The 24239-nt window shown below is 48.5% G+C and carries 20 protein-coding genes; 12 read left to right on the forward strand and 8 right to left on the reverse strand.

Annotated features, from left to right (window positions below):
* Positions 1–452: 452 nt before the first annotated feature.
* Both OLMES_RS04390 and OLMES_RS04395 read left to right on the forward strand, forming a co-directional pair.
* Positions 453–1475, forward strand: a complete 1023-nt coding sequence (locus OLMES_RS04390) for an AraC family transcriptional regulator (RefSeq protein WP_198343216.1) — start codon at positions 453–455, stop codon at positions 1473–1475.
* A 90-nt stretch (positions 1476–1565) separates the two neighbouring features.
* The gene (locus OLMES_RS04395; RefSeq protein ID WP_087460132.1) at positions 1566–2285 is read left to right on the forward strand and encodes a glutathione S-transferase family protein; all 720 of its coding nucleotides are present in this window, start codon (positions 1566–1568) and stop codon (positions 2283–2285) included.
* Positions 2286–2287: 2 nt separating this feature from the next.
* Here the strand turns inward: OLMES_RS04395 and speA are convergent, their stop codons facing one another.
* Positions 2288–4195: a biosynthetic arginine decarboxylase gene (gene speA, locus OLMES_RS04400; protein WP_087460133.1), complete on the reverse strand. Its 1908-nt coding sequence runs from the start codon at positions 4193–4195 to the stop codon at positions 2288–2290.
* Between the two features lie 196 nt (positions 4196–4391).
* On the opposite strand from speA, the gene speE reads away from it, so the two are divergent.
* Together speE and OLMES_RS04410 are read left to right on the forward strand one after the other, a co-directional pair.
* Positions 4392–5273: a polyamine aminopropyltransferase gene (gene speE, locus OLMES_RS04405; RefSeq protein ID WP_087460134.1), complete on the forward strand. Its 882-nt coding sequence runs from the start codon at positions 4392–4394 to the stop codon at positions 5271–5273.
* 389 nt (positions 5274–5662) lie between these two features.
* On the forward strand, positions 5663–5872 hold the full coding sequence (locus OLMES_RS04410) for a DUF6316 family protein (RefSeq protein ID WP_087460135.1): 210 nt from the start codon (positions 5663–5665) through the stop codon (positions 5870–5872).
* Between the two features lie 29 nt (positions 5873–5901).
* Here OLMES_RS04410 and OLMES_RS04415 read toward each other — a convergent pair whose 3' ends face one another.
* The 3 genes from OLMES_RS04415 to glnK all read right to left on the reverse strand — a co-directional run bounded on the left by OLMES_RS04415 (position 5902) and on the right by glnK (position 8251).
* Positions 5902–6273 (reverse strand): PilZ domain-containing protein, encoded by a 372-nt coding sequence (locus OLMES_RS04415; protein ID WP_157678132.1) that lies wholly within the window; start codon positions 6271–6273, stop codon positions 5902–5904.
* A 259-nt stretch (positions 6274–6532) separates the two neighbouring features.
* Positions 6533–7810 carry an ammonium transporter gene (locus OLMES_RS04420; protein WP_087460137.1) on the reverse strand — a complete coding sequence of 426 codons (1278 nt, stop codon included), beginning with the start codon at positions 7808–7810 and terminating at the stop codon, positions 6533–6535.
* 102 nt (positions 7811–7912) lie between these two features.
* On the reverse strand, positions 7913–8251 hold the full coding sequence (glnK, locus tag OLMES_RS04425) for a P-II family nitrogen regulator (protein WP_087460138.1): 339 nt from the start codon (positions 8249–8251) through the stop codon (positions 7913–7915).
* Positions 8252–8699: 448 nt separating this feature from the next.
* Between glnK and OLMES_RS04430 the strand changes: the two genes are divergently transcribed.
* The 8 genes from OLMES_RS04430 (at position 8700) to OLMES_RS04465 (ending at position 18672) form a co-directional block, all read left to right on the forward strand.
* On the forward strand, positions 8700–8960 hold the full coding sequence (locus tag OLMES_RS04430) for an accessory factor UbiK family protein (protein ID WP_232465259.1): 261 nt from the start codon (positions 8700–8702) through the stop codon (positions 8958–8960).
* 81 nt (positions 8961–9041) lie between these two features.
* Entirely contained in the window at positions 9042–10571 is a 1530-nt protein-coding gene (locus OLMES_RS04435; RefSeq protein WP_087460140.1) for a YifB family Mg chelatase-like AAA ATPase, read from the forward strand.
* Positions 10572–10656: 85 nt separating this feature from the next.
* A complete protein-coding gene (locus OLMES_RS04440) occupies positions 10657–11772 on the forward strand; it encodes a glycosyltransferase (RefSeq protein WP_087460141.1) in 1116 nt (371 codons plus the stop codon).
* A 615-nt stretch (positions 11773–12387) separates the two neighbouring features.
* A complete protein-coding gene (locus OLMES_RS04445; protein WP_087460142.1) occupies positions 12388–14163 on the forward strand; it encodes a type I secretion system permease/ATPase in 1776 nt (591 codons plus the stop codon).
* A gap of 24 nt (positions 14164–14187) precedes the next feature.
* On the forward strand, positions 14188–15516 hold the full coding sequence (locus OLMES_RS04450) for an HlyD family type I secretion periplasmic adaptor subunit (protein ID WP_087460143.1): 1329 nt from the start codon (positions 14188–14190) through the stop codon (positions 15514–15516).
* 170 nt (positions 15517–15686) lie between these two features.
* Positions 15687–17075 (forward strand): TolC family outer membrane protein, encoded by a 1389-nt coding sequence (locus tag OLMES_RS04455; RefSeq protein WP_087460144.1) that lies wholly within the window; start codon positions 15687–15689, stop codon positions 17073–17075.
* A 112-nt stretch (positions 17076–17187) separates the two neighbouring features.
* Positions 17188–18369, forward strand: a complete 1182-nt coding sequence (locus OLMES_RS04460) for a glycosyltransferase family 4 protein (RefSeq protein ID WP_087460145.1) — start codon at positions 17188–17190, stop codon at positions 18367–18369.
* Between the two features lie 3 nt (positions 18370–18372).
* Positions 18373–18672, forward strand: coding sequence for a hypothetical protein (locus OLMES_RS04465; RefSeq protein WP_087460146.1), 300 nt, complete (start codon positions 18373–18375; stop codon positions 18670–18672).
* Here the strand turns inward: OLMES_RS04465 and OLMES_RS04470 are convergent.
* The 4 genes from OLMES_RS04470 to OLMES_RS04485 are packed head-to-tail and all read right to left on the reverse strand — an operon-like array spanning position 18641 to position 24137.
* Complete coding sequence (locus tag OLMES_RS04470) at positions 18641–20176, reverse strand: hypothetical protein (RefSeq protein WP_157678133.1); 1536 nt, start codon at positions 20174–20176, stop codon at positions 18641–18643. The genes OLMES_RS04465 and OLMES_RS04470 overlap by 32 nt on opposite strands.
* Positions 20177–20190: 14 nt before the next feature.
* On the reverse strand, positions 20191–21603 hold the full coding sequence (locus OLMES_RS04475) for an MBOAT family O-acyltransferase (RefSeq protein ID WP_087460148.1): 1413 nt from the start codon (positions 21601–21603) through the stop codon (positions 20191–20193).
* Positions 21604–21633: 30 nt separating this feature from the next.
* A complete protein-coding gene (locus tag OLMES_RS04480) occupies positions 21634–23037 on the reverse strand; it encodes a glycosyltransferase (protein ID WP_087460149.1) in 1404 nt (467 codons plus the stop codon).
* Positions 23034–24137 (reverse strand): glycosyltransferase family 4 protein, encoded by a 1104-nt coding sequence (locus OLMES_RS04485; RefSeq protein WP_087460150.1) that lies wholly within the window; start codon positions 24135–24137, stop codon positions 23034–23036. Before OLMES_RS04485 ends, OLMES_RS04480 begins: the two co-directional genes overlap by 4 nt.
* Positions 24138–24239 lie beyond the last annotated feature (102 nt).

A 24239-nucleotide genomic window follows, 5' to 3' on the forward strand; every position in this document is an offset into this window, starting at 1 on the left:
AAAGTAGACCGGGTTCTCAAAATAAGGTTCAACTTCAGCGGCTAGCTGGCCAGTTGATGGATAGCGAATGATCAGGAATTCGTGATCTGTGAAATATTTTGTATTACTGGCGACTTTTCGACTCAGGAAGCATTGCATTTGATCCGACATTTTTGGAGTATTAGCTCTAATCATTAAGGCGTATTGACTCTAGTGTCGGTAAATATACCGCCCCATAGTAAATGACAGGGATATCAAATTCCGTAGAATCTCGTTCCAGGTCTCATTGCTGATGGGCCTTGCCCCTCCTGTTCATACTCTGTCCCGATGCCATTTGCGTAAGTCAGATGTCAGGTTTGGGGGGAGGCCGATTACGTCAGTTTTATTTTCGGCGTACGGTCGATCTGGCTGCTTGCATTCTCCAGGTACTATGGATTATTTTAAATGAGTTCGGTCATTTTAGGACGAAGCTGGTGAGCGTAACATTCCACCCTCAAGAGCCATTGTTGCTAGCACATTATGGAGAGATTCTGTATCAGCTGGCACTGGATGAAGGGGCTGATAAAAACAAATTATTGGAAGGCACCGGAATACGAATTGACGTGTTGCAAAATCCGGAAGCATACCTGTCGGTAAATCAATTTCTATCCTTAGCTAAAAATGCACTTCAAGCGACGGGTGATACGGGTCTTGGTTTAAAGTTGGGCAGCCGTCTTAAAATCACGACCCATGGCGCGCTGGCCCAAGCTGCCCTCAGCTGCAGTAATTTAAGTGAAGCCATCGAGTTGTTGGCTAAATACTATAAAATTCGCTTTTCATTAATTGACATGAGCTTCTTTGTTGATGGTGATGAAGCCGTAATCCGACTGGACGAAAATTTAGGTCTCGGTCCGTTTACGCACGTCTTGATCGAAGCGATGTTTGTCATGATCATGGAAGTCGGAGAATTTTTGTTTGGGGATAAGCTGTCTCGTACCGGACGCTGTATGGTTAGCTACCCTGAACCCCCGCACTCTGAGCGCTACCGGAAATATTATGCCGATGCCATCACCTTTGATGCAGGTGTGAATGAGTTGCGCTTTGACAAACGGTTTTTGATTGAACCGATGGCACTTGCCAATCCGGTTGCAAAGCGGCTGGCTGAGCAACAATGTGAAGCGGAGTTAAAACAAGCCGTCACACAGGAGACAATCGTTGCCAAGGTCAAAAAACTGCTTAATGGGAGAGGTCAATCCATTCCTTCCATGGAAGAGGTAGCTGAAAAAATGCACATGACCTCGCGCACGCTGCGACGTCAATTGCAGTCTTTCGATACCAGTTTTCAGGAAATTCTGGCGGAAGTGCGCAAGCAAAAAGCTATCCATTTGTTAAAAACGACGGATAAGCATATTGATGAGATCGCGTACGAGTTGGGGTATAGCGATCCCTCTAACTTTGGGCGCGCATTTCGTAAATGGACCGGACGGTCTCCAAGCGATATCCGGCTGGAAACCTGACTTCACACTTTCCCTCCAGTGACATCGCTTACTATACTTCGGTTTTGTTTCGCACTCTCAGGATTAAAAAACACAATCAGGAGTCTTGCCATGATCACCTTGTACCAGTTTCCACGAATGCTTAACATTCCGAATGCCGGCCCATTTTGTCTGAAATTGGAAACCTTCATGCGAATGGCGGAGCTTAAATACACCGTCTATGAATTAGGTGATCCGCGCAAGGCACCAAATGGGAAGCTACCCTATATCCGGGATAATGATGTCGAAATAGCAGATTCGCGGGTCATTATCGATTATTTGACCACGCACTATGACATCGGTCTGGATCATCACCTCAGTCATCAAGAGAAGGCGGTTGCCCATGGCTTTGCCATCATGCTGGAAGAGCATTACTACTGGGCGATCTTGTACAACCGCTGGTTAACTGACAATTGGCCAAAGTTGCGGGATCACTTCTTCAAGACGATGCCACCGCTGGTTCGTAACTTTGTGCCGAATTTGATTCAGCGACAGGTTAAATCCGATATTATGGCCCACGGTCTGGGGCGACACGATCCGAATACGATTTATGAATTGGCTAACCAGGATATGAAAGCGATTTCAGACTTTCTTGAAGATAAATTGTTTCTTATGGGAGACCGTCCCACCCAGGTGGATGCAACCCTTTACGGAATGTTGATGAACGTATTGCACGTACCACTGCCCAGTCCACTAAAAGAGTTTGCATCCCGGCGTCAAAACCTTGTTACCTATGTAGAGCGGATGACAAAGGCTTATTTCCCTGACTACGTCGAGCGTTTGGGGATGTGAGGCTATTCCAGATAGGTATAGCCTTTGAGGCCAGCCGCGACCTCTTCGAGCAACATGGCCCGATCCTCCTGGCTTAATTCGGCCTGGTCGAGGTTTGCCTGGAATGAGGCCAATAGATTATCCGCTTCATACTTCACGTAGCAAAGCACCTGTTCGACCGTATCACCGGCAATGGGATGTTCGATTTGGTAGACTCCGTCTTCATCCATTGTGACATCGACAGAATTGGTGTCTCCGAACAGGTTATGCATATCCCCCAGAATTTCCTGGTATGCACCAGTTAGAAAGAACCCCAAAAGGTATGGGTTCTCAGCTTGATAACGGGGCAAAGGAATTGTGGTTTCGATTCCCTGTTCATCAACATAGTGATCGATTCGCCCATCGGAATCACAGGTAATATCCTGTAAAACCGCGCGGCGGCCTTCGGAGTCATTCAGTTGACTGAGTGGCAGGATCGGGAAAATTTGATCAATTCCCCAAATGTCGGGCAATGACTGGAACAAGGACAGGTTGATAAATACTTTGTCAGCCAGCTTTTCATTAAGTTCATCCAATGCTTCCCGGTGCGCGCGCACTTCCGGGGAGAGCGAGCCTCTGACCAGCAGACAGCTTGCCTGATAGATTTGTTCTGCATGAGCGCGCTGTTGCAGGCTGAGCAAGCCATGGGCAAACAGGCCGTGTACTTCACCAATGGCGTGCGCAACATCATGATAAATCTCGACGATTGAGCGCGTGCTATCCTGACTCTGTAAATGTTGATAATCTTTCCAAAGCGTTTGTAGAATGCTGGGGGCGCTCCCCAGTGGCGCTTTAGGATGGCCAGGATTGATTGACTCGACATCAATAATATTGGTGATGAGTACAGCATGGTGCGCGGTCATAGCCCGCCCGGATTCACTGATAACGTTCGGGTGTGGCGCGCCGGAGCGGTCACATTCTTCCCTCAGGGTGGTGATGACGTTATAGGCGTACTCTGCGACGCTGTAATTTATTGAACACGCAGACCGGGATCGGGTTCCTTCGTAGTCGATACCCAGCCCGCCACCGATATCCACCATGTTTACCGGGGCTCCCAGTGTCCTTAACTGACTGTAAAACCGGGCGCATTCTTTGAGGCCGGTTTGAATATCCCGAATATTGCCAATCTGTGAGCCAAGATGGAAATGTAATAATTCCAGACAGGTTAACGCACTATGTTGGTTCAGCGTGTTGACCACGTCCAGAATTTGACTGGCGGACAAGCCAAACTTGGCTTTCTCACCGCCAGTATTCTGCCAATTACCTTTACCAATGCTGGCCAACCTGGCGCGAATCCCTAATTGCGGTTTGACGCCGAGTTTTTTGGCTTCTTCGAGTATAATTGTCAGCTCGGAGGCTTTTTCAATCACAATATAGACGCGGCGGCCGATTTTGTTACCCATCAGGGCCAGTCGGATATATTCGCGATCTTTATAGCCATTGCAAATGATGATTGAGTTAGGGCGCGGAGACAGCGCCAGAACGGCCAGTAATTCTGGTTTGCTGCCAGCTTCCAGACCTACCTGTCCATTTTTCGCCGCAGGCTGCGCATCGAGGATTTCTTCGACGACCCGACGCTGCTGATTGACCTTGATAGGATAAACGGCGGTGTAGCTGCCCTGATAGTTCTGCTGCTCGCATACCTGATTGAAGGCATCACATAGGGAATTGACACGGTCGTGCAGTATCTCACTAAAACGGACTAGCACGGGCAGCGCGAGGTTCTGCTGTTGTAGTTCGTCAACCAGGCTGGGAAGGTTAATGGCGATGTTATCTTTATGGCGATGAGGTTTGATAACAACCTCTCCTTGATCATCAACATCGATATAACCGTCACTCCAATACGGTATATTATATTGCTTTAGAATATCCTGACGGGATCGCGTGCTCATTAAAGCTATGGTTCCTTTAATTGGGTCAAAACAAGGCGTTTTTTCAAGGCCCTAAAAATACCTGATGCGAGGTTGAAAACCTATAGGCACGATGTAAAAAACTCACGTTTTTACTTCTGTCAAAATCCCAGTATCAGTACAATAGCGCCCGTGTCCCTCCCGTCAATTTAGTGGTTCTGCCAAATAGGAGTAGAAAATGAGCGTTGAAAATTCAACGAATGACTTGTCAACTGGGTGGTTTACCGAGGTTTTCCAGAATGAAGGTACGGCTTTTTCACTGAAAGTTAAAGCAAAACTGCATGAAGAGCAAAGCGAGTATCAAAAACTGGAGATTTATGAGACCGAAACATTTGGCAATCTCATGGTTATTGATGGGTGTGTCATGCTGACCACTCGGGACAACTTTCTCTACCATGAAATGATGACGCATCCAGCATTGTTTACACACAAAAACCCGAAAAAGGTCGTGGTTATTGGCGGTGGGGATTGCGGTACGCTCAAAGAAGTTTTGAAACACCCTGGCGTGGAAGAAGCCTGGCAGGTTGAAATTGACGAGCGAGTTACGCGTCTCTCTGAGAAGTACTTTCCAGAGTTGTGTGAGTCCAATGAAGATCCACGAGCCAACTTCTTTTTTGGTGATGGTATTAAATGGATGGCTGACGCCGCGCCCAACTCGATTGATATTATTATTGTCGATTCGACAGATCCCGTTGGTCCGGCAGAAGGTTTGTTTGCTGTCGACTTCTATCGAAATTGCATGGTCGCTTTACGGGAGGGGGGGATTGTCGTGCAACAAAGCGAGTCACCGTTGTTGCATACGGATAGCATCATCAAGAACGTACAGAAAGATATGCGTGATGCCGGGTTTGAGTCGGTCAGAACACTGCCGTTCCCACAACCGGTCTATCCTACAGGGTGGTGGAGTGCAACGATGGCCGGGAAGAACCATGTATTAAAGTACTTCCGAGAGGAAGATGCCGAGCAACGACCTTTTGTCACCCGATACTACAACAAAAAAGTACATCAGGCTGCATTGGCGTTGCCGCAGTTCATGCGGGATATTTTACACACAGAGTAATGCTGCCATCGATTTTTTCGAATGGTGCCCTGCTGGAGTCGTGCCTGCACGATTCCAGTTGCCTGCGTCAGCTTGGTTTATCTTAGCTACGGTCCATCTTTGTTCCACGCCTCGCCTTCGGTGATTGCTTCTATTTGCTTCATTTCTGTTCATTGAGCTGTGTTCATATTTGTGAAATATTGAAAAAGTGTGGTGAAATAATGAGCAGTGTGTGTCTATACTGAGGGTACGCATAGAGTGCGTTGTGTCGCCGAGTCCTGACCTACTGCAATGAACGGGTCTGTTTCGGTTGAAGATTCAGTGTACGCGCGGTCTCGCCAGATGTTTTTATCTCTGGCTTTAGGATCACGATAGCACCGAATTTAATCAGTTCAGTTGAGGTGTAGGTTATGGTTGTGCGCGCTGGCGAGAAAGATAAAACCTGGTTCCGTGGTGATCGCTTTTATTCCATTCAAGGAGAGTGGTACTTTACCACACGAGAAGGCTCGGAAGAGGGGCCTTTCGGTTCCAAAAAAGAAGCTGAAATGGAGTTGCTGCTCTACATTCGACATGCTGACGATGATCTCTACTGCCGAGGTACAGAGCAGGCTGCGAATTAACGGCCTGCAGGACCGAATGAGATCGCTGATCAGATCAGTTTGTTGGCATATCGGGCCAGGAAAGATTTGGCATCTTCAGCGCACTGCAAAAACTCTACACCAATAGTGTAATTTGATGTTGCGATAGCGTGATGGCGAACAATGGCAATCGTGGTCAACGTTTTGTGAATACCCTGATAATAAACGCTGATCTCAAGTTTGACTTTAGCGTTTATGTTTACCGGGGTGCCCACACTCAGCATTGCCCCGGACTCGGAAATGTTAATGGTTTTTGCATCCACATATTCGCCGGATAGTTGTTGTATCCGAGCTCGCCATCGAGCGGCCCGTCTTGGGTGGCGCCGTCCTTCATCGGATTGATGCTCTGTAGATAGAATCGCATCTGTTAAGTCTTGAGTCATGACTACAGCACCGTTTTCCTGCATTCAATCTTGACCTTTGTAATCAAACGTTAGTGTTAAGTGAGCCACCGTGTGTGTCTGGGGGCTGGGAATTTCAAGTGCCCACTATAGAGCATATTAGCGTCACAAAAAATGGCGGTTTGGTATGTCTTGAGGGTGGGATTTGTTACGGAAGTGGATTGCTTTGTGTGATTTGTGTCACAAAAAAGAAAAGGCACCGAATGGTGCCTTTTCTGTGTTGCTTGCGTTACTGCGAAGCTTATTTGTTACAGAATTCAGGATAGGCTTCCATTCCACATTCTGCCAAATCAACACCTTCGTACTCTTCTTCTTCGCTAACACGGATACCCATGATCGCTTTCAGTACGCCCCAGACAATCAAGCTGGTTACGAATACCCAGACAAAGATGGTTACCGCACCAAGCGCTTGTGCTGCGTATGACGCACCATCGTTAGTTGCTGGAACAACCATCAGACCAAACAGACCTACAACACCGTGTACTGAGATTGCGCCAACTGGATCATCAATTTTCAGCTTGTCCAGCGTCACAATGGAGAAGACTACGATGATGCCGCCTACTGCACCGATTATGGTAGCCGCCAGAGCTGTTGGCGTAGAAGGTTCTGCCGTGATCGCAACCAGACCTGCCAGTGCACCGTTCAACAGCATGGTGAGATCCGCTTTACCGAACATCAGGCGTGCGGTGATCAGTGCTGCAATCGCACCACCCGCTGCAGCTGCGTTCGTGTTCAGGAAAACCATTGCGACAGAGTGCGCATTTGATGCATCGCCCAGCTTCAGAACTGAACCACCGTTAAAGCCGAACCATCCCATCCACAGAATGAATGTACCCAGCGTCGCCAGTGGCAGGTTCGCACCAGGAATCGCGTTTACTTGACCGTTTGAAGTGTATTTGCCTTTACGTGCACCCAGCAACAGTACGCCTGCTAGTGCTGCAGCAGCACCTGCCATGTGTACGATACCGGAACCTGCGAAATCAGAGAAACCAACTGCATCATCACCTGAGCCAACTTCCAGTGCGTACAAACCTAATACTTCGTTGCCGCCCCAAGTCCATGAACCTTCCATTGGGTAAATGAAACCGGTCATGACGACTGCGAATGCCAGGAATGCCCACAGTTTCATGCGCTCGGCAACAGCACCGGATACGATAGACATGGCCGTTGCTACAAACACAACCTGGAAGAAGAAGTCAGATGCAGCAGAATATTCTGAATCGCCATCGAACCCTTTTTCTGCAGAACTGCTCAGAACTGATGGCAGGTCAAATGCTTCGATGCCTGACAGGAAGTAACCACCGCCATACATAATCGCGTAACCGCAAACCAGATACATAATGGAAGAGATCGCAAACAGAGCGACGTTTTTGGTCAGAATCTCGGTGGTGTTTTTAGCACGAACCAAACCCGCCTCGAGCATGGCAAAACCGGCTGCCATCCACATTACAAGTGCGCCGCACACCAAGAAGTAAAAAGTATCAATTGCGTATTGCAATTCAAAGATGTTGTTTTCCATGAAAGCCCTCCGCACTAGGCTTATATTGTTCTAAATTGTGATTTCTAAGTTAATTTCGGAGCCTGATTGCGCTGATCAAAATCGAGCAATCGAACTTCTGAATTAAATGGCGTCAGTGCCGGTTTCCCCGGTTCGGATTCTGATAGCCTGCTCAAGATTGGTAACAAAAATTTTGCCGTCACCGATTTTGCCGGTATTTGCTGCTTTTGCCACTGCTTCGATAACCTGGTCAAGCAGGTCTTCGCTGATTGCAACTTCAAGTTTGACCTTGGGCAGAAAATCTACAACGTACTCTGCACCGCGGTACAGTTCCGTGTGGCCCTTTTGACGACCAAAACCTTTTACTTCTGTAACGGTAACACCTTGAACACCGATTTCAGACAGTGCTTCACGCACGTCATCAAGCTTGAAGGGTTTGATGATGGCTGTTACTAGTTTCATTTCATATTCTCCTGAGTACCCGCCTTTAGGATTTAATTTTGTGAGCCTTAAATACGCACAATTTTGAATATGTGCGGATTTTGTGCGTTATAAAGCATCACTTGTGCCAAACATTAAAAATATCATGAAAACACTAACTTGCATTATTTTTTCTGCAACAAGGTTAAAACGATGGCACGATTATAGCGCATGAATTTAAAAAGTGATCACATATGGTGCGTAAAAAGTGTGCATTTTGCTATTTTATGAACCAAAACAGTGAGACAGTCCTGACTGACCTGGAACCGCTCGGTGGGTAGCTATGGGGTCGACCTCTGATTGATATCGAAATATGCATATTAAAGTGGGCAAGCTGAGGATTGAAGTTTTAAATCACGAGATAGATTGTGCGACAGACCGAGAAGTTTGGTAGAATCGCGGTTTTTATGAACAGATGGGAGGGAATGTTGTGATTACACCACAGCAGTTGTTGAACAATCTTAATGAGCATCTGGGAAATATCTTGCCGGACGCGGCCAAGCAAGCCCAGGAAGATGTTCACAATAATGTAAAAGTATTAGTTGCCGGTATGCTTTCCCGCCTGGATCTTGTTACGCGGGAAGAATATGAGGTGCAAATGGCCGTGCTGCGGAAAACACGAGAAAAAGTGGATATGCTGGAACGCCAGGTGGCAGAGCTTGAAAAGCGGGTGAGTGCAACTCAGCCGTAAACGATCTGATCGCGCGGAACCCGATACGTGCAGTCGATCGGGAATGGAAGTTAACAAAGTGCCAGGGAAGGAATCTAGAAAATGAGTGTATCTATTGTTTACACAAGAGCGCAGGTGGGGCTCGGAGCTCCATTGGTAAGTGTTGAAACCCATATTGCGAATGGCTTGCCCGGCCTATCGATTGTAGGGTTGCCCGAAGCAGCCGTCAGAGAGAGTAAGGATCGGGTAAAAAGCGCCATGTTGAATGCCGGGTTCGATTACCCCGCCCGAAGAATTACCGTTAACCTGGCTCCTGCAGATCTCCCAAAGGAAGGGGGGCGGTACGATTTAGCCATTGCTATTGGCATCATGGCTGCAAGCGGACAGATACCGGTTGAAGCGCTTTCTGAGTTGGAATTTATCGGTGAGCTGGCGCTTACGGGGCATGTTCGTGCAGTTAAGAGCGTATTGCCTAGCGTTATTACGGGGGCAAAACAGGGGCGGAAGATCGTGCTGCCAGCGACCAATCAGAGTGAAGCATTGTTGTGTGAGGGAGCAGAGATTGTACCCGTACGGCATATTCATCAAGTGTTCCAGTTTTTAACCGGGGAAATTCCATTTCCCGAACCTGACCCTGTTGTTTACCCGGAGCAGACAGGCTCCAGCGAATACCCCGATTTGGCTGATGTCGTTGGGCAATTTCAGGCAAAACGTGCGCTCGAGATCGCGGCAGCAGGGGGGCATCATTTATTGTTTTATGGTCCGCCAGGCACCGGTAAAAGCATGTTGGCCTCGCGCTTGCCGGGAATTTTGCCCCAGCTCACTCAGGACGAGGCGATTTCAGTGGCTTCAGTTCGCTCCGTAGCAAATCAGTCTGCGGGCGATAATGTTGAATACAGGCAGTGGCGCAAAAGGCCCTATAGAGACCCGCATCACTCTGCTTCATCGGTTGCACTGGTGGGGGGCGGCAGTGTACCGCGTCCCGGAGAGGTATCATTGGCCCATCATGGTGTTTTGTTCCTTGATGAATTGCCTGAATTTGACCGGAAGGTGCTGGAGGTGTTGCGAGAGCCTTTGGAAACGGGGCATATCGCAATTTCCCGGGCATCGGGGAAGTTAACATTCCCTGCACGTTTCCAGCTGGTTGCGGCGATGAACCCTTGCCCGTGTGGTTACGCCGGCCATCCTGCTATTTCCTGTACTGATACTCCTGCCCAAGTGGCCCGTTACCGCAATAAAATATCAGGGCCATTGCTGGATCGCTTTGATTTACAGGTTGAGGTTCCGGCGCAGGATGTGCGGGTATTTACCCAAAAATCGACAACATCCCGTGAGGAGAGCAGCCAGTCGGTTGCGCGCAGAGTTGCGGCTGCGAGAGCCATTCAGAGGGCTCGGGGTGGTTTGAATTCGGTATTGTCTGGCAAAGCGCTGGATGAAAGTTGCGAGCTTGAAGGGGACGCTCAAATGATTCTGGAGTCTGCCGTTGATCGCTTGGGGATGTCCGCCAGAGCACTTCACCGTATAATGCGTGTGGCAAGAACGATCGCAGACTTGTCGGAAGAACAGAAAATAACTTCAACGCATCTGTCTGAGGCTTTGGCGTACCGTAAGTTGGATCGCCGGCCGAATTGAGTACTGATTTAAGGTCGGGATGGCGTTGGTGCCGGGGGAAGTGAGTGTGGTTTCTGGAATAACGTTTTATCATTTGGGTTAGTAAATGAAAGTTTTGCATGTCTATCGTACTTATTTTCCTGATACCCAGGGCGGCCTGGAGGAAGTCGTCCGTCAAATATGTTTTAACACAAAGTCACTCGGCGTTGAGAGTCGGGTCTTTACTCTGGCGACAAGCGGTGAGCCTTCTGTTGTCCACAGGCCGGAAGCAGATGTCTATCGATTCAATCAAACATTTGAAATTGCTTCGTGTGGCGTTGCGTTAAGTGCGTTCAATGGATTCAAGCGATTGGTGGAGTGGGCTGATGTGGTTCATGTACATTTTCCATGGCCATTTGCTGATCTTTTGTGTTTATTGGTACGCTTTGATAAGCCGCTGATTGTCACTTACCACTCTGACATTGTTCGGCAAAGAGGTTTGCGTACCTTTTATAACCCCATGATGCATACCCTGTTACGCCGGGCAAATCGAATCATTGCGACTTCTCCTCAGTATGTCGAGACCAGTCCTGTTTTGAAAATGTACCGCGATCGTGTCGCGGTTGTACCCATTGGTCTGGATGAAAATGTGCATCCTGAAGTCTCTGAAAGCGAAGTGGGCGCGATCAAGGAATTGGTCGGCGATGATTTCTTTTTGTTTGTTGGTGTGCTGCGTTATTACAAAGGTCTGTCTTTCCTCATTGACGCTGTATCCGGAACGAATATCAAGATCGTCATCGCGGGTGATGGGCCAGAGAGTAATCAACTGCGTTTTCAGGCCTTGTCATTGGGGGCAGAAAATGTGCAGTTTCTGGGTTATGTTTCAGATAATGAGAAAATAGCATTGATGAACCTGACCCGAGGGATTGTCTTTCCATCTCACCTTCGCTCTGAAGCTTTTGGTGTCACCCTGCTTGAAGGTGCCATGTATTCCAAACCGCTCATTTCTGCTGACATTGGCACTGGAGCTAACTATGTTAATGAACATGGCGTAACCGGGGTTGTTGTTCCACCTGCAGACCCTCAGGCGTTGCGTATGGCATTGCTGCAATTACTGGAATTTCCCGAGCGCTCAATGCAGATGGGGCGCGCAGCAAGAGATCGATTTGAACGGTTATTCACCGGCCAGAAAATGGGGGCATCCTATTTGGAGCACTATGAAGCCGTCTGCGCTTCAGCTTGATAACGCGGTTTATACTGCATACCTGCCGTTGCTTTGGGCGGGCCGTTTGCCTGCCTCGGTCCAGTTTTAAAAATACTATTGTGGAGCGGGTCAAAAAAAAATACGTATTTTGTCGTCTGGGGGTTGAAAAAATTTCCCACGCCCATATTCTTGGAGGGGCTTTTAGAGCACGTTAAATGATATGGCTTGGTTAAAAGATGAGCAGAAAGTTGCGTAAAAGGTCTTTGGGCGTGTAAAATACGGCCTCCAAAAATTACGCTTCCCACCTCATAGTCATATTAACAGGAAGTCATATCGACAGGAATTTTGTAGCGATTATGGAGACATTATAACGACTAGGGTGTCATTTTAGCGGTCGTGGAGGCAGTTGCCGTGTTTGGTGAATTGCCGGAATCGCTTCAAGAACATCGTCAGTGCGTGCAGCCCACTGGGTGGCGTATTGAGCGTGATAGTGTCGAAAAACGGGACTTAAAGTCAGAATACCGATCACCAATTGTGTCGGTAAACTGTGTTATTAGGTACCGGGATATAGGTAACATCAGCTGATTGCTGTCATCAATGCGATGTTCAAGGAACCTGATGAAGTTTTAACCCCAATTATAGCGATTCTCATTAATGAAACCCGATAGCAACAAATCCGATCTTCAGAAAGTATTGGGACTTTGCAAAATGTCCTTCATCATCGTAGGGCTTTTCAGTCTGTGTATTAACTTGCTGATGCTCACGCCAGCCATGTACATGTTGCAGGTTTATGATCGCGTCGTAACCAGTGGTAGCCATTCAACACTGGTGATGCTGACTTTGATCATGGTCTTGATGATGCTCACCATCGCAGGACTGGAATGGGTTCGATCGCAGATTTTGGTCCGGGTCAGTACCAAAATGGAAAGCTTGATGAATACCCGGCTGTTTAATGCTTCTTTCAAGCAGGCATTATACAGTGGTGGCGCAAACAGCAATGGTCAGCCTCTATCTGATCTGACTCAGTTGCGTCAATTTATGACTGGCAACGGCTTGTTTGCATTCTTTGATGCGCCCTGGTTACCAATTTATATCGCAGTTATGTTCATCTTCCACCCTTTGTTTGGCTGGGTCGGCGTGTTTAGTGCGATTTTGTTGGGTTGTTTAGCGGTAGCCAATGAAAAACTCACTCGTAAACTGTTAACGGATGCTAACAAAGAAGCAATGGGCGCGCAGGCTTACGTCGCGAAGAATCTGCGAAATGCGGAAGTTATCGAATCAATGGGCATGTTGGAAAATGTACGTGACCGTTGGGTGGAAAAGAATCGCCTGGTATTGGCCCTGCAATCCGTAGCAAGTCGCCGAGCCGGGTTAATGACGTCTATCTCGAAGAGTACCCGACTCCTGGTGCAATCCCTGATTCTTGGAGTGGGTGCCTATCTGGTTATCGAGCAACAAATCACACCGGGACTGATGATCGCGGGTTCAATCCTCTTAGGTCGGGCGCTGTCGCCAATTGATTTGATGATTGGTAACTGGAAAGGGTTTGTGGCAGCCCGTGGTCAGTATGCACGCTTGAATGAAGTGCTAAACAAAATACCGGAAGAGAAGGAAAGAATGTCGCTTCCCGCACCTAAGGGTGTGTTGTCGGTTGAGGCGGCGACAATTGCCCCTCCAGGTACACGCGCGCCAGTGGTTAAAAACGTCACTTTCCGTGCGGAACCCGGGGATATCATTGGTATGATTGGCCCCAGTGCGGCCGGGAAATCCAGCCTCGCAAGGGCGATTCTTGGAATCTGGCCCTCTTTGGGTGGAAAGGTTCGACTGGATGGTGCGGATATTTTCTCATGGACCCGTGAAGAGCTCGGTCCCCATGTTGGTTACCTGCCGCAGGATATTGAGCTTTTTGAGGGCTCAATCAGTGAAAACATCGCCCGTTTCGGCGAGGTTGATCCAGACAAGGTTGTGGAAGCCGCCAAAATGGCGGGCGTTCATGAGCTCGTTCTGCGCTTGCCGGAGGGGTATGATACTGTAATCGGCGCCAGCGCGGGTGCATTATCCGGTGGTCAGCGCCAGCGAATCGGCCTGGCCCGTGCCTTGTATGGCAAGCCTCGTCTGGTTGTTCTGGATGAACCCAATTCCAACCTGGATGACCAGGGGGATGCGGCATTAGCTGCTGCGTTGAAAGCACTGAAAGAAAGTTTAGCGACTGTCATTATCATTTCCCACAAAACCAGTGTACTGGCCAGTGTTGATAAGCTGCTTGTCATGCGAGATGGTATGTTGGTCATGTACGGACCGAAACAAGAGGTCCTGGAAAAAATGAAAGGATTGGCTCCTGCACAGCAACAGCAGCAGGTACCCAGACCGGCACCTGCAGCGGTACCCGTTCATAGTGTACCTGTCACCACAACGATCAAGCCTGTCTGATAGGTTGCTTAAGGAGTATATTGAATGTCTGAATCTGTTGCCAAAATTGATACAGTCAAGGCTGTTGAAGTGGAAACAAATGACCGAATTTTCAGAATTATCGGTCTGGTTATTGTTGGAATTACGTTTGGTTTATTTGGTGGTTGGGCAGCATTTGCACCACTCGATAGTGCGGCATTAGCGCCTGGCGTGGTGACTGTAGAAAGTTATCGTAAAACAGTGCAACACCTTGAAGGCGGTATTGTCCGCGAGATTCAGGTGCGTGATGGTGATATGGTCGAAAAAGGTGATGTGCTGCTGGTGCTCGATGATACCCAAGCTAAAGCACAGCTCGGTATTTTGAACGGGCAGTTCATTACCCAGAAATCAATGGAAGCGCGTTTGTTGTCGGAACGGGATGGGTTGGCAAAAATAAGCTATCCCGATGTGCTCATGACCATGGATGACGCCCGAGTTATGGATGCGAAGCACGGTCAGGATCAAGTGTTTACCGCACGTAAGCGTGCCCATGAAGGTGAAATCGCGGTCTTGAAGCAACGCATTGAGCAGTTGAAAAAAGAGATCGTCGGTGTCAGTGCAGTTCAATCTGCCAAGAAAGAGTTGGTGAAGTCCTACGATGAAGAAGTTGCCGATTACCGTGAGCTGGTTGGACAAGGGTTGGCAGAGAAGCAACGTTTGCGGGAGCTGGAGCGAAACAGTGCACGTTTAAAAGGTGAAATCGCTGAAAATGTGGCTAATATCGCCCGGATTGAAACCCGTATCGGGGAAACCGAATTGCAGATTCTGCAGTTACAAAAAGAATTTCAGACTGAAGTCGTGAATCAGCTGGGCGAGGTTCAGGCGACGTTGTTTGACGTGACTGAGCGCATGGCTGCAGTGAAGGATACGGTCGCGCGTACCAGTATCTCTGCGCCGGAATCGGGCCGCGTACTCGGTCTTTCTGTCCATACCATCGGTGGTGTTATCGCCGCAGGCACACCGATTCTTGATATTGTTCCCCAAAGTGAAGAGCTCATTGTGGAAGCACAGGTTTCGCCGATTGATATTGATCGCGTTGAACCGGATATGCTCGCAGAGGTTCGATTCAGTGCATTTAAATCCGGTACTACGCCCACAGTAGAAGGTCGCGTGATCAATATTTCCGGAGACCGCCTCGTCGATGAAAAAAGTGGTGTGCCTTACTATTTGGCACGGGTGCGCTTGACCCCGGAGAGTCGTGAAAAACTGGGCAGTTTGCAGTTATTGCCCGGAATGCCAGCTGAAGTCCTGATCAACACCGGAGCGCGTACACTCTGGCAATATATCGTTCAGCCCATTACAGATGCTTTTGCTGTTTCTCTCATCGAAGATTAATACTGTGATCAGGCTTACCGGCTTTAATTATTGAAGCCGCAAAAAACGCCGGTTTTTGTCCACCTAAACTGGAACAAATCCGGCGTTTCTTATTTTCAATTATGATGTCGCAATCATTATCAACAATACAAATCCACCAATGATGGTAACAGGCCAAGGTTGACCAAAATATGGGTACATTGTTTTCTTCTTCCCGACTACCGAATCAAAAAAGGAATCAAGGCAGTATGCATCGTCGCCGTAAATCAAAGTTACAGTGGGTGATTTTTGCCATGGTTGGGGGATTTTCCTCGCTGGGCATCGCAGATAATTTACAACAGTTAACTCAGGAAGCATTACAGCAAGACCCTCGGGTGAAGTCATCTGAGTTTGAGCTGGAGATTCGAAAAGCGCAGGATGACCAGGCATTTGGTCAGGTGCTGCCACAAGTAAGGGCGAGCAGTACGCTAACTCAAAACCAGCGGAAACTATTGGGTAATGCTGTCGACCAGGATGAGGAATCTGATTACACAGGGGAACGTTATACGGTCTCAGCAAGCCAGGTTTTGTTTAACTGGGAAGCATTCAAAAATATCGAGCGTGCAGGTTATCAGGTTTCTCAATCCGAGTGGCGCATGCGTGATGCGCTGGCAACGGTTATTCTGGATTCTGCTGAGCGTTACATCGATGTTCTGTCCAGTGCAGACAATCTGGCTCTGGTAAAAGCCGAAAAAGAAACCGTCGAGAACCAGTTGTTGCAGTTTGAGCGTCTTTATGAAAAAGGGATGGTTCGAATTACTGATTTGCTGGATGTGCAAACCAAGCGGGACACCATTGTTGCCGATGGTATTGAGGCTCAGGGTAACCTGGATATTGCCAAAGAAGCGATGGCCGAACTGACCGGTCGATTTGTTCAGGATTACGCTGCTTTTCCCGATAAATTCAGCCTTCCGGTTTTGGATCCTGAAGCCGACTGGGTTAAAGCATCATTGGCAAATAACCTGCAGCTGAATGCATTGACCGATTCGCTTCGCGCGGCAGAGGCGAATTACCGCAGGATGAAAGCGGGTCACTTACCCACTCTGGATTTTCAGTTGAGCTATTCGGACAGTGATATCGGGTTTGATAACTCGGCAACAGACGGTTCGCAAACCACCGTTGCAGCGCTAAACATTAATATCCCTCTTTATTCCGGTGGCACTACTTCAGCCCGTGCCCGCGAAGCGTTTAATCAGTGGCAAATGGAAAAGCTGGAATACGAGCGCCTTTCCCGGGAAGTTTCAAAGCAAGCAAGGGAAGCCGAGGTGAATGCCCGTTCCAGTCTGGAGCGGATTACGGCAAACCAGTACCGTGTTAATTCCGCAGAAAAGTCCTACGAGGCGATGAATACCAGTTTTAAATTAGGGGCTGTGACAGTGAGTGATGTGGTTGAGTCTCTCCAGCAATCCTATCAGGCGAAGCGGGATCTGCAGTTTTCCCGGTATAACTATCTGAAATCCTGGCTCCGTTTGAAGTACCTCAGTGGCGAGTTGACCTTAGCGACGGTAGAAGATATCAATCGTTTGTTGAATGTAAACTAGTGCTCGTCCGGAAACGGGTTAATGCCCGATTGTCTCTGTCTCCCTTTGGCTTGAGCAAAGGGGGCGTGCAGTTTTTCGCCATACCGTTGTCGTTTTATGAAGTAGCAGTTCAATGAAATTAGTGGTGAATGTTTCTTGCCTGCAAGGGCCACTGACTGGAATCGGGTACTACACCCTGAACCTGTTGAAGGAGTTGTATCAGGCTCCGCATATTCAAGATATTCAGGGTATTTCGACCACGCAGTGTTATACCATGGATGAGCTTTGGCAAAGAATGTGCGAGCTGGAGCACAACTGTGGTGCTGAACCCGGGCGCAGTCCTTCGCAGCCATCGGGGACAATGCGCCGCTATGTGGCTGCGATTCCCGGCGCAAGGCAGATGAGACACCGGGTGATGGCTGTAAAAGCGCGTCGCCGGGCAGCGCAATATTGCGATTACGTCTACTGGGAGCCAAACTACCTGTTATTGCCCTTAGCAGGTACTGCGGTTACGACGGTACATGATCTGTCGCACATTCGGTTTCCGCAATACCATCCTGTTGACCGGGTCCGGTTGATGGAGAAGCAGTTGTTGCAGTCTCTCCGTACTGCGGCGAAGGTGATTACGGTTTCGGAGTTCTCCAAGTCTGAAATTATAAATTTACTGGACGTTCCCGAAGAGGTGATTTCGGTTGTGCCTCCGGCTGTAGCGGATGTTTTTCGGACGACTTGGCCAAAGAAAGTACAATCTCAAGTCCGTGAACGATATGGTTTGCCCAAGCAGTTTATCCTGTCGGTTGGTACGTTAGAGCCGAGGAAGAACCTGCTTGGGTTGCTGAATGCGTTTGCGAGCTTGCCGGAGTCTTTGCAGAAAGCATTTCCTTTGATCATTGCCGGGGCCGACGGTTGGCGAATGAACGGATTCGAAAAGTTAATCAGCAAACTCGAGGCGCGTGGCGGGTTGATCCGTTTGGGGTATGTTTGTTCGGGTGACCTTCCTGTGCTATACAGTTTGGCCGAGCTCGTTGCTTATCCCTCATTTTACGAGGGGTTTGGCATGCCGGTAGCGGAAGCCATGGCCGCTGGAACCTGTGTATTGACGTCCAATCAGGCATCCATGCCTGAAGTCGCCGCCGGTGCCGCGGAACTGGTTGATCCCTATGACGTCGAAAGTATTGCGTTTGGCCTTGAGAGAGTGCTGTCCGACTCTGCACTAAATCAGTCGTTGGCTGCGCGCGGAAAGCAATATGCAGAGGCGTATACCTGGTCGTCATCGGCATCGAATTTGATTCACGCATTGAAACAGGTGAGCTGAGGCATGAATGTGAAGTTGCGGCAATCCTATGGAAACGAATCAAGAGTGAATGCGTTGATCGAAAAGCTATTCGAAGAAGATAAACAAAAACATTTTTGGTACAGTTTCTGGATTGTGGTTTTAATGTTGCCATTCACATCGTTGTTTGGTGCCGTACTGACCTCGTTTTTTGTCGGCGTCGGAAAAGAAATCTGGGATCATTTCTATGGTTCCGGCTTCTGCTGGTATGATATGTTAGCTAATGCCGTTGGTATCACTTTGGCTGCATGCGTTACATGTCTATCGGGTCTGCTTCTGTGGTAAGCATCAAGGCTTGCAAAGCGAACTTTATGGCTCTGTCATCACCAGACAGGCCCAGTGATTTAGGCGAAATTGCACTCAAAAATTGAAACTCCACTGTCAAATGTGGTGTTTGCCCAGCTGGCAATGCAATTTGGGCTGAAGACAAATCGAACTGACCGACCTCCTCACCATTCATCAGCACGCGAGTTTTTTCGTTGCCATTAAAATAATGGCCCTTCAAACTGAGATACAGCGGTTGCTGTTGATCTGCCAGCTTGATTTTTAATGATGCCCGCTTCCCGCTTGACCAGACTGACGTCTCTTCCGGCTCTGACCAGCCACTTTCCAAGTGGAGAACATCGCGCCAGTTTTTTGTGTCCCGATTAACTTTGATCAACTTGTTGAGTGTAATGGGGCGTAGGTCAAGCTTTGTGTTTTGCAATATGTATTGATTGAATGCAGCGGTGGGCGGCGGGGTTTCTTTGCTTGGCCTCAGTCCCGGGTTGTTGTGCTCCATAAATGAAATAAGCTTCGTGGTATTCTGTGTGGCACATTCGGGCGTTATGTGGAAATAGGTATTTAAAAAGCAATTGCTGCCGTAGGCAAAGTCCTTGTAGTGTCCAAGCATCTGGAAATTGTGTTGGTTGAGTGTGTCTGTAATTTTGTCTGCGAAAACTTGCAAATTCGAGCTCAAATTGGAGGTGTAGCAGTAATGATCGAGCTGATCGACAACAACTGGCCAAGTGAACAAAATATTCACTCCGCGTTGGGCTATTTGATCCAATGTTGCAAGATTCTCTTGAAAAGCCTTGCTTAGCGTACGGCTGTGGGATCGACCCAGTATGTAGGCATCGCAATACTCGGGTGACATTTCAGGGAACTGTTCGGGGGGGAGGTCATTGATACCGCCACGGGCGCGTGTATCCGGCAGCTCCAGTTGATCCGCAGGCCATACTAAAGTACCCCTTTTTTCTAGATTGAACCCTGACCGCAGACTGTGCCAAAGGCCATATTTTGCATGGCTCCAAGGTGTTTGCAGTAGCAGCAAGTCAAGTCGGTCTAACCAGGGTAAGTTTCGATACTCAAAGTTAAATGCGCCATCAGGATTGAACAAATGGTCGAGATAAAAATCCGGCAGTGTGTCCGGGTAGGTATACAGAGTCCATTCAAGTGGGAGCAGTAGGGTGTCACCTTGCTCCAGCGCGTCTGTCAGTGCGTTGAGCTTGTGCTGTAATGGAAAGCTGCCGTTGTCAGCATAAGCAATGACCGGCTGCTTAAAATGCTTTTCCATTTGCATGAAGTCTATACCATGAAGCGCATTTGAGCCGGAGACGACCACGATTTTGGGTGAATAGCCTTTGCTGTATTTTACCAATGCCTGCCGTAGTAGAGCAGGTTCCTCTCCTCGGCTTAGATAATGATTTAAGGTCCAGACATAAGCAGCCAAAATAACCGGGGCTAACATAATCAGGCTTAAAACAAGTTGTTTCGCAGTCCAGTTGCGCAGGAAATTAACGGTCATCATGATGTCTTAAGGCACTAGAAATTAAAGTATAGAAATGGCGCAGCATGGCTGTTTAATCCACTGATATAGGTGTAGAGCAGTGTCACTAAAATGAATACACTATGACCCAGATGGAAGTGGCGTTGTGTGCTCAGGATTTGCATGGAATTCCGCCCCCGGAAAGCAAGAATGGCAAAAAAAGCTAGATGCATCGCAAGCCCGTACAGACCCAAATCGGTTGCATTGGTTAGAACGCTGAAGCTCGGCGAGGGATGTGCTATGTCCGGAATCAGCATTTTCTCGATCAGGTTTATCGCTTGGGCGGGGGAATCGGCACGGAAAAAAATCCAGGCAAAATTTACAAATAAAAAGGTCAGCGCCCAAGCTGCAAGGCGGGGAATTTTAACGCCTGTGCCTTGCCAGGTTCGGTGTATAACAAGTGCCAGACCGTGTAACGCACCCCAAATCACGAAAGTCCACCCTGCACCATGCCACAGTCCACCGATGAGGAACGTAATCAGTATGTTGTTGCAGGTTTGAATTTCACGCTTACGATTTCCACCCAGCGGAATATAAATATAATCTCGCAGGAAGTGAGACAGTGTAATGTGCCAACGACGCCAAAAATCCTGAATGCTGACCGCTTTATAGGGCGAGTTGAAATTCATCGGTAGCTTGATGTTAAACAGGAGCGCAGCACCAATTGCCATATCGCTGTAGCCGGAGAAGTCAAAATACAGCTGAAAGGTGTAACACAAACTCGTGATCCAGGCTTCTGCACTGCTGAGTTGGTCGACTTGCGCATAACCACTGTCAGCCCATAGCGCAAAATGATCGGCAATGAAGACTTTCTTGAACAGGCCAATGGAAAAGATTAGAAGGCCTTTGGCAATGTTGTCCCAATGTGCGTTGCTTTGCCCCAATTGTGCGAATTGCGGCATCATTTGCTTGTGATGAACAATCGGGCCTGCGATCAATTGCGGGAAGAAGGAGACGAACAGGCTGTAGTTCAGGAAGTTATGTTCATCGGTTTTTGCTCGATAGCAATCGACAAGATACGCGATTTGCTGGAAGGTAAAAAAGCTGATTGCCAGGGGCAAGATAATTTCTGGAAGCGGAATATCGGTGTTGAAGGCGTGATTCAGGTTCTCAAGAAAAAAGTCGGTGTATTTGAAATACGCCAAGAGGGCAACATTCAAGGTGATGCCAAAAATGAGTTCTGCTTTCTTTGAATGTGCCCTGAGTCGCAACCCCAGGCCATAGTTAATGAGAATCGAGGCACTGATTAGCGGTAGATAGAGCGGATTCCAATAGCCGTAGAAAAACAATGAGGCCAATACCAGCCAGAATTTGGCTGCAGAGCGCTTTTGTTTGTGATTGAGCGCAAAATATACCGCGACGGTTATGGGTAAGAATACAAAGATAAACAGCGAGGAATTGAATAGCATCTTCAGCGATAATCCATGTTCGTCGAGGTGCTAACCATCAATGTTCACTAGCTCTGCGATACTGTTCGCAATCACCGTCTGCCGGTAGGTAGGGTCTGTCCCGAGCTGTCGGGTAGATTCTGCATAGTTGTCGATGAGTGCACCGCGTAGGTCTATGCTATCGGTAAATTGCTTTAGTGATACTGCATAGTCATTGGCCTGGTGGTGGTGTCTCAGGTAGTTGAAACCATTTACACCCAGTGCCGCGATTTGCTCGGGCGTCTCCAGCAAACGCGTCAACGCCTTTTGAATCTCTACAGCTTCGTTTTCGATATCGATTTTAATGACCGCATCATCAGGCAGCGTTGCGTAGTAGCCGACATTGGTTACCAGGCTGGGTAACCCGGCATTCCACAGTCTCAGCTGCGAGCCGGACGCTTCGCCCATAGATGGGTAGCGCAGATTGATAACCAAATGGGCATTTCGAAGTGCGTTATCTAAAGTCTCATCCTCAACAAAACCTTCAATCGTGACCCGTTCCGCGAGGGAATGCTCTTTAAGGCACTCAGTCAGTAATTTCGGGTTCCAGATTTCACCGAATATTCGTAGCCGGAACGCTTCGCGGTGAGGATGCTGCGCGAATGCGTTCAAAAATTCGATAACCCGCCGGTTTGTGCCCAGGTAGCCAAAGATAACAAGCTCGAATTGGGTTGGCTTGTCATACAATGCAGTTCTGTCCGGTAATGTGTCGGCGATATCATAAGGTAAGGGTAACTGCAGTAATGGACGCTCATAGTGGCGGAGTTTATCGGCGGCCACCTGTGTATGGGTAATGATGGCAGTTGCATTGGTAACGCAAGCGCCGTCAAAGGGATAGGCCCGAGCCAGATCTTCTACAGTGGGTTTGTGCGGGTCATTGTTCCAGTAGCGGTCGAAATCCAGCACAGATTTGGGACCATAATGCTTGCGGCAGAGGTTCTCAAGCCCTTGCTGGTCGCGATGTTCTTCCAGTAATGCACCGACAATCAGATGGAAAACACAGTGATCGTGCATGATCACGATACCGGGCTTAAGTTGGCTGATTTGCCATATTTCACTGTGAAAATGGCGGTTATTGCCAATATTGTAGAAGGTCAGGTCTGCTGAATTCAGAGTATACCAGTCCGGCTCTGCTGGATTAAAAAATTTGACCCTGATGTCGTGCTCAGCAATGCAGACCTGCAGCTTCTGCGCGGCCCGTTGTTGCTGATTCAGATGTGCATCGTCAATGGGGGCATCGTGATAAGGTTTAAATTCGCAACGCTCAGGTGCCCAGAGGGTCACTTCGAAATGTGCCGCCAACGCGGGTAAAATTCGGTAAGTGTAATGCGCTATATCGGTCCGGTCCGGTAAGAGCGGCGAAAACCAGTTGATTTTGGGTTTGGTGCCAGGGGTCATATTCGTTGAGTCGTTCATTTCTGATGTCCCTTGTCTTGCGCGAGATCACCATCGACAGATGCTGTAACGGGGGAAGAAATTAGCGATTCAACGACAGTATGCCAGTTGATATTTTTTGCTTGGTAGTGAGCGTAACCGTTTTCGCCGATTTGTTTCAATTGAGCTTGAATCGACCAGCAATGGTCAAGCTGGTTAGCTAGGCTTTCAGCACTTGGCTCACAGATAAACCCGGTTTCATCCGGGAGTACAAATTCCAGTGGCCCGCCCGAATCGGACAACGTAATTACGGCTTTTCGGGATAACATGGCTTCAAGTGTGATATAGCCGTAATCCTCGTCAACCGGGGGGAAGACCACCGCCAGGCTTCGCGCGTAAAATTGTCGTTTCTCCTGATCGGTAACCCGTCCCAGCCACTTAATACGATCCGAGACACCGAGCTCCGCCGCTTTTTGCTTGAGCTTGTTTTCATAATCGGGTTCTTCTGCTGAGCCGGCAAAATACATTACGACAGGTTGTTGTGTCAGCGCGAGGGCCTCAATTACGAGGGATTGTCTTTTGGTTGAGGTGATTCGGCTGGGGTAGAAAAAATAGGGCTCTGCGCCTTCGCAATAAAACTGTTCTGCATTGGGAGGCGGGTGGTAGAGGGGCGTGGAATCAATGTCACAGTATTTTTTCAGTCGATTACTGACATTTTGTGAGTTGCTGAAAATGGCCTTGGCCTCAGGTAACAGCGCTCTGTCTGCAGTCTCAATGGCGGCACGGACTTCTCCGCCGTTGGGATAGTGCTTCAGGTCACACAGCGGGCTCTCCCACAAATCATAAGCCGTTCGGTACTGGTGCAGAATCCACAGCACTTTATTCGGGTGGGGAATTAAATAGGCCGGAAAGCGCAGGCCAATGGCCAGATCAATTTTATCGCCGCAGCTTTCCGTAATATCCAGCATTCGGCAAGCCATCATATTTTGCAGAATTCTTTCCGGCGGATACCATTTGAATGGAATCGAAACAAGTTCAGCTTGGTGGCCATGTTCGATCAGGGCATGTTTGAGGTTATCGGCATGCATTTCTGCGCCACCGACAACGAAGGGAACTTGTGTATTCAGGAGTGCTATTTTCATAGGGCCGTATTGTTAATTCTTTCTCTGTGTCGTGTTTACGTCCGGTGTATCGGGAGCCCGAGGGTATCGAGCAGTGATGACATAAATATGACACTCATGCTC

Origin of the sequence: Oleiphilus messinensis (assembly GCF_002162375.1) — a bacterium.
Classification (GTDB): Bacteria; Pseudomonadota; Gammaproteobacteria; order Pseudomonadales; family Oleiphilaceae; genus Oleiphilus; species Oleiphilus messinensis.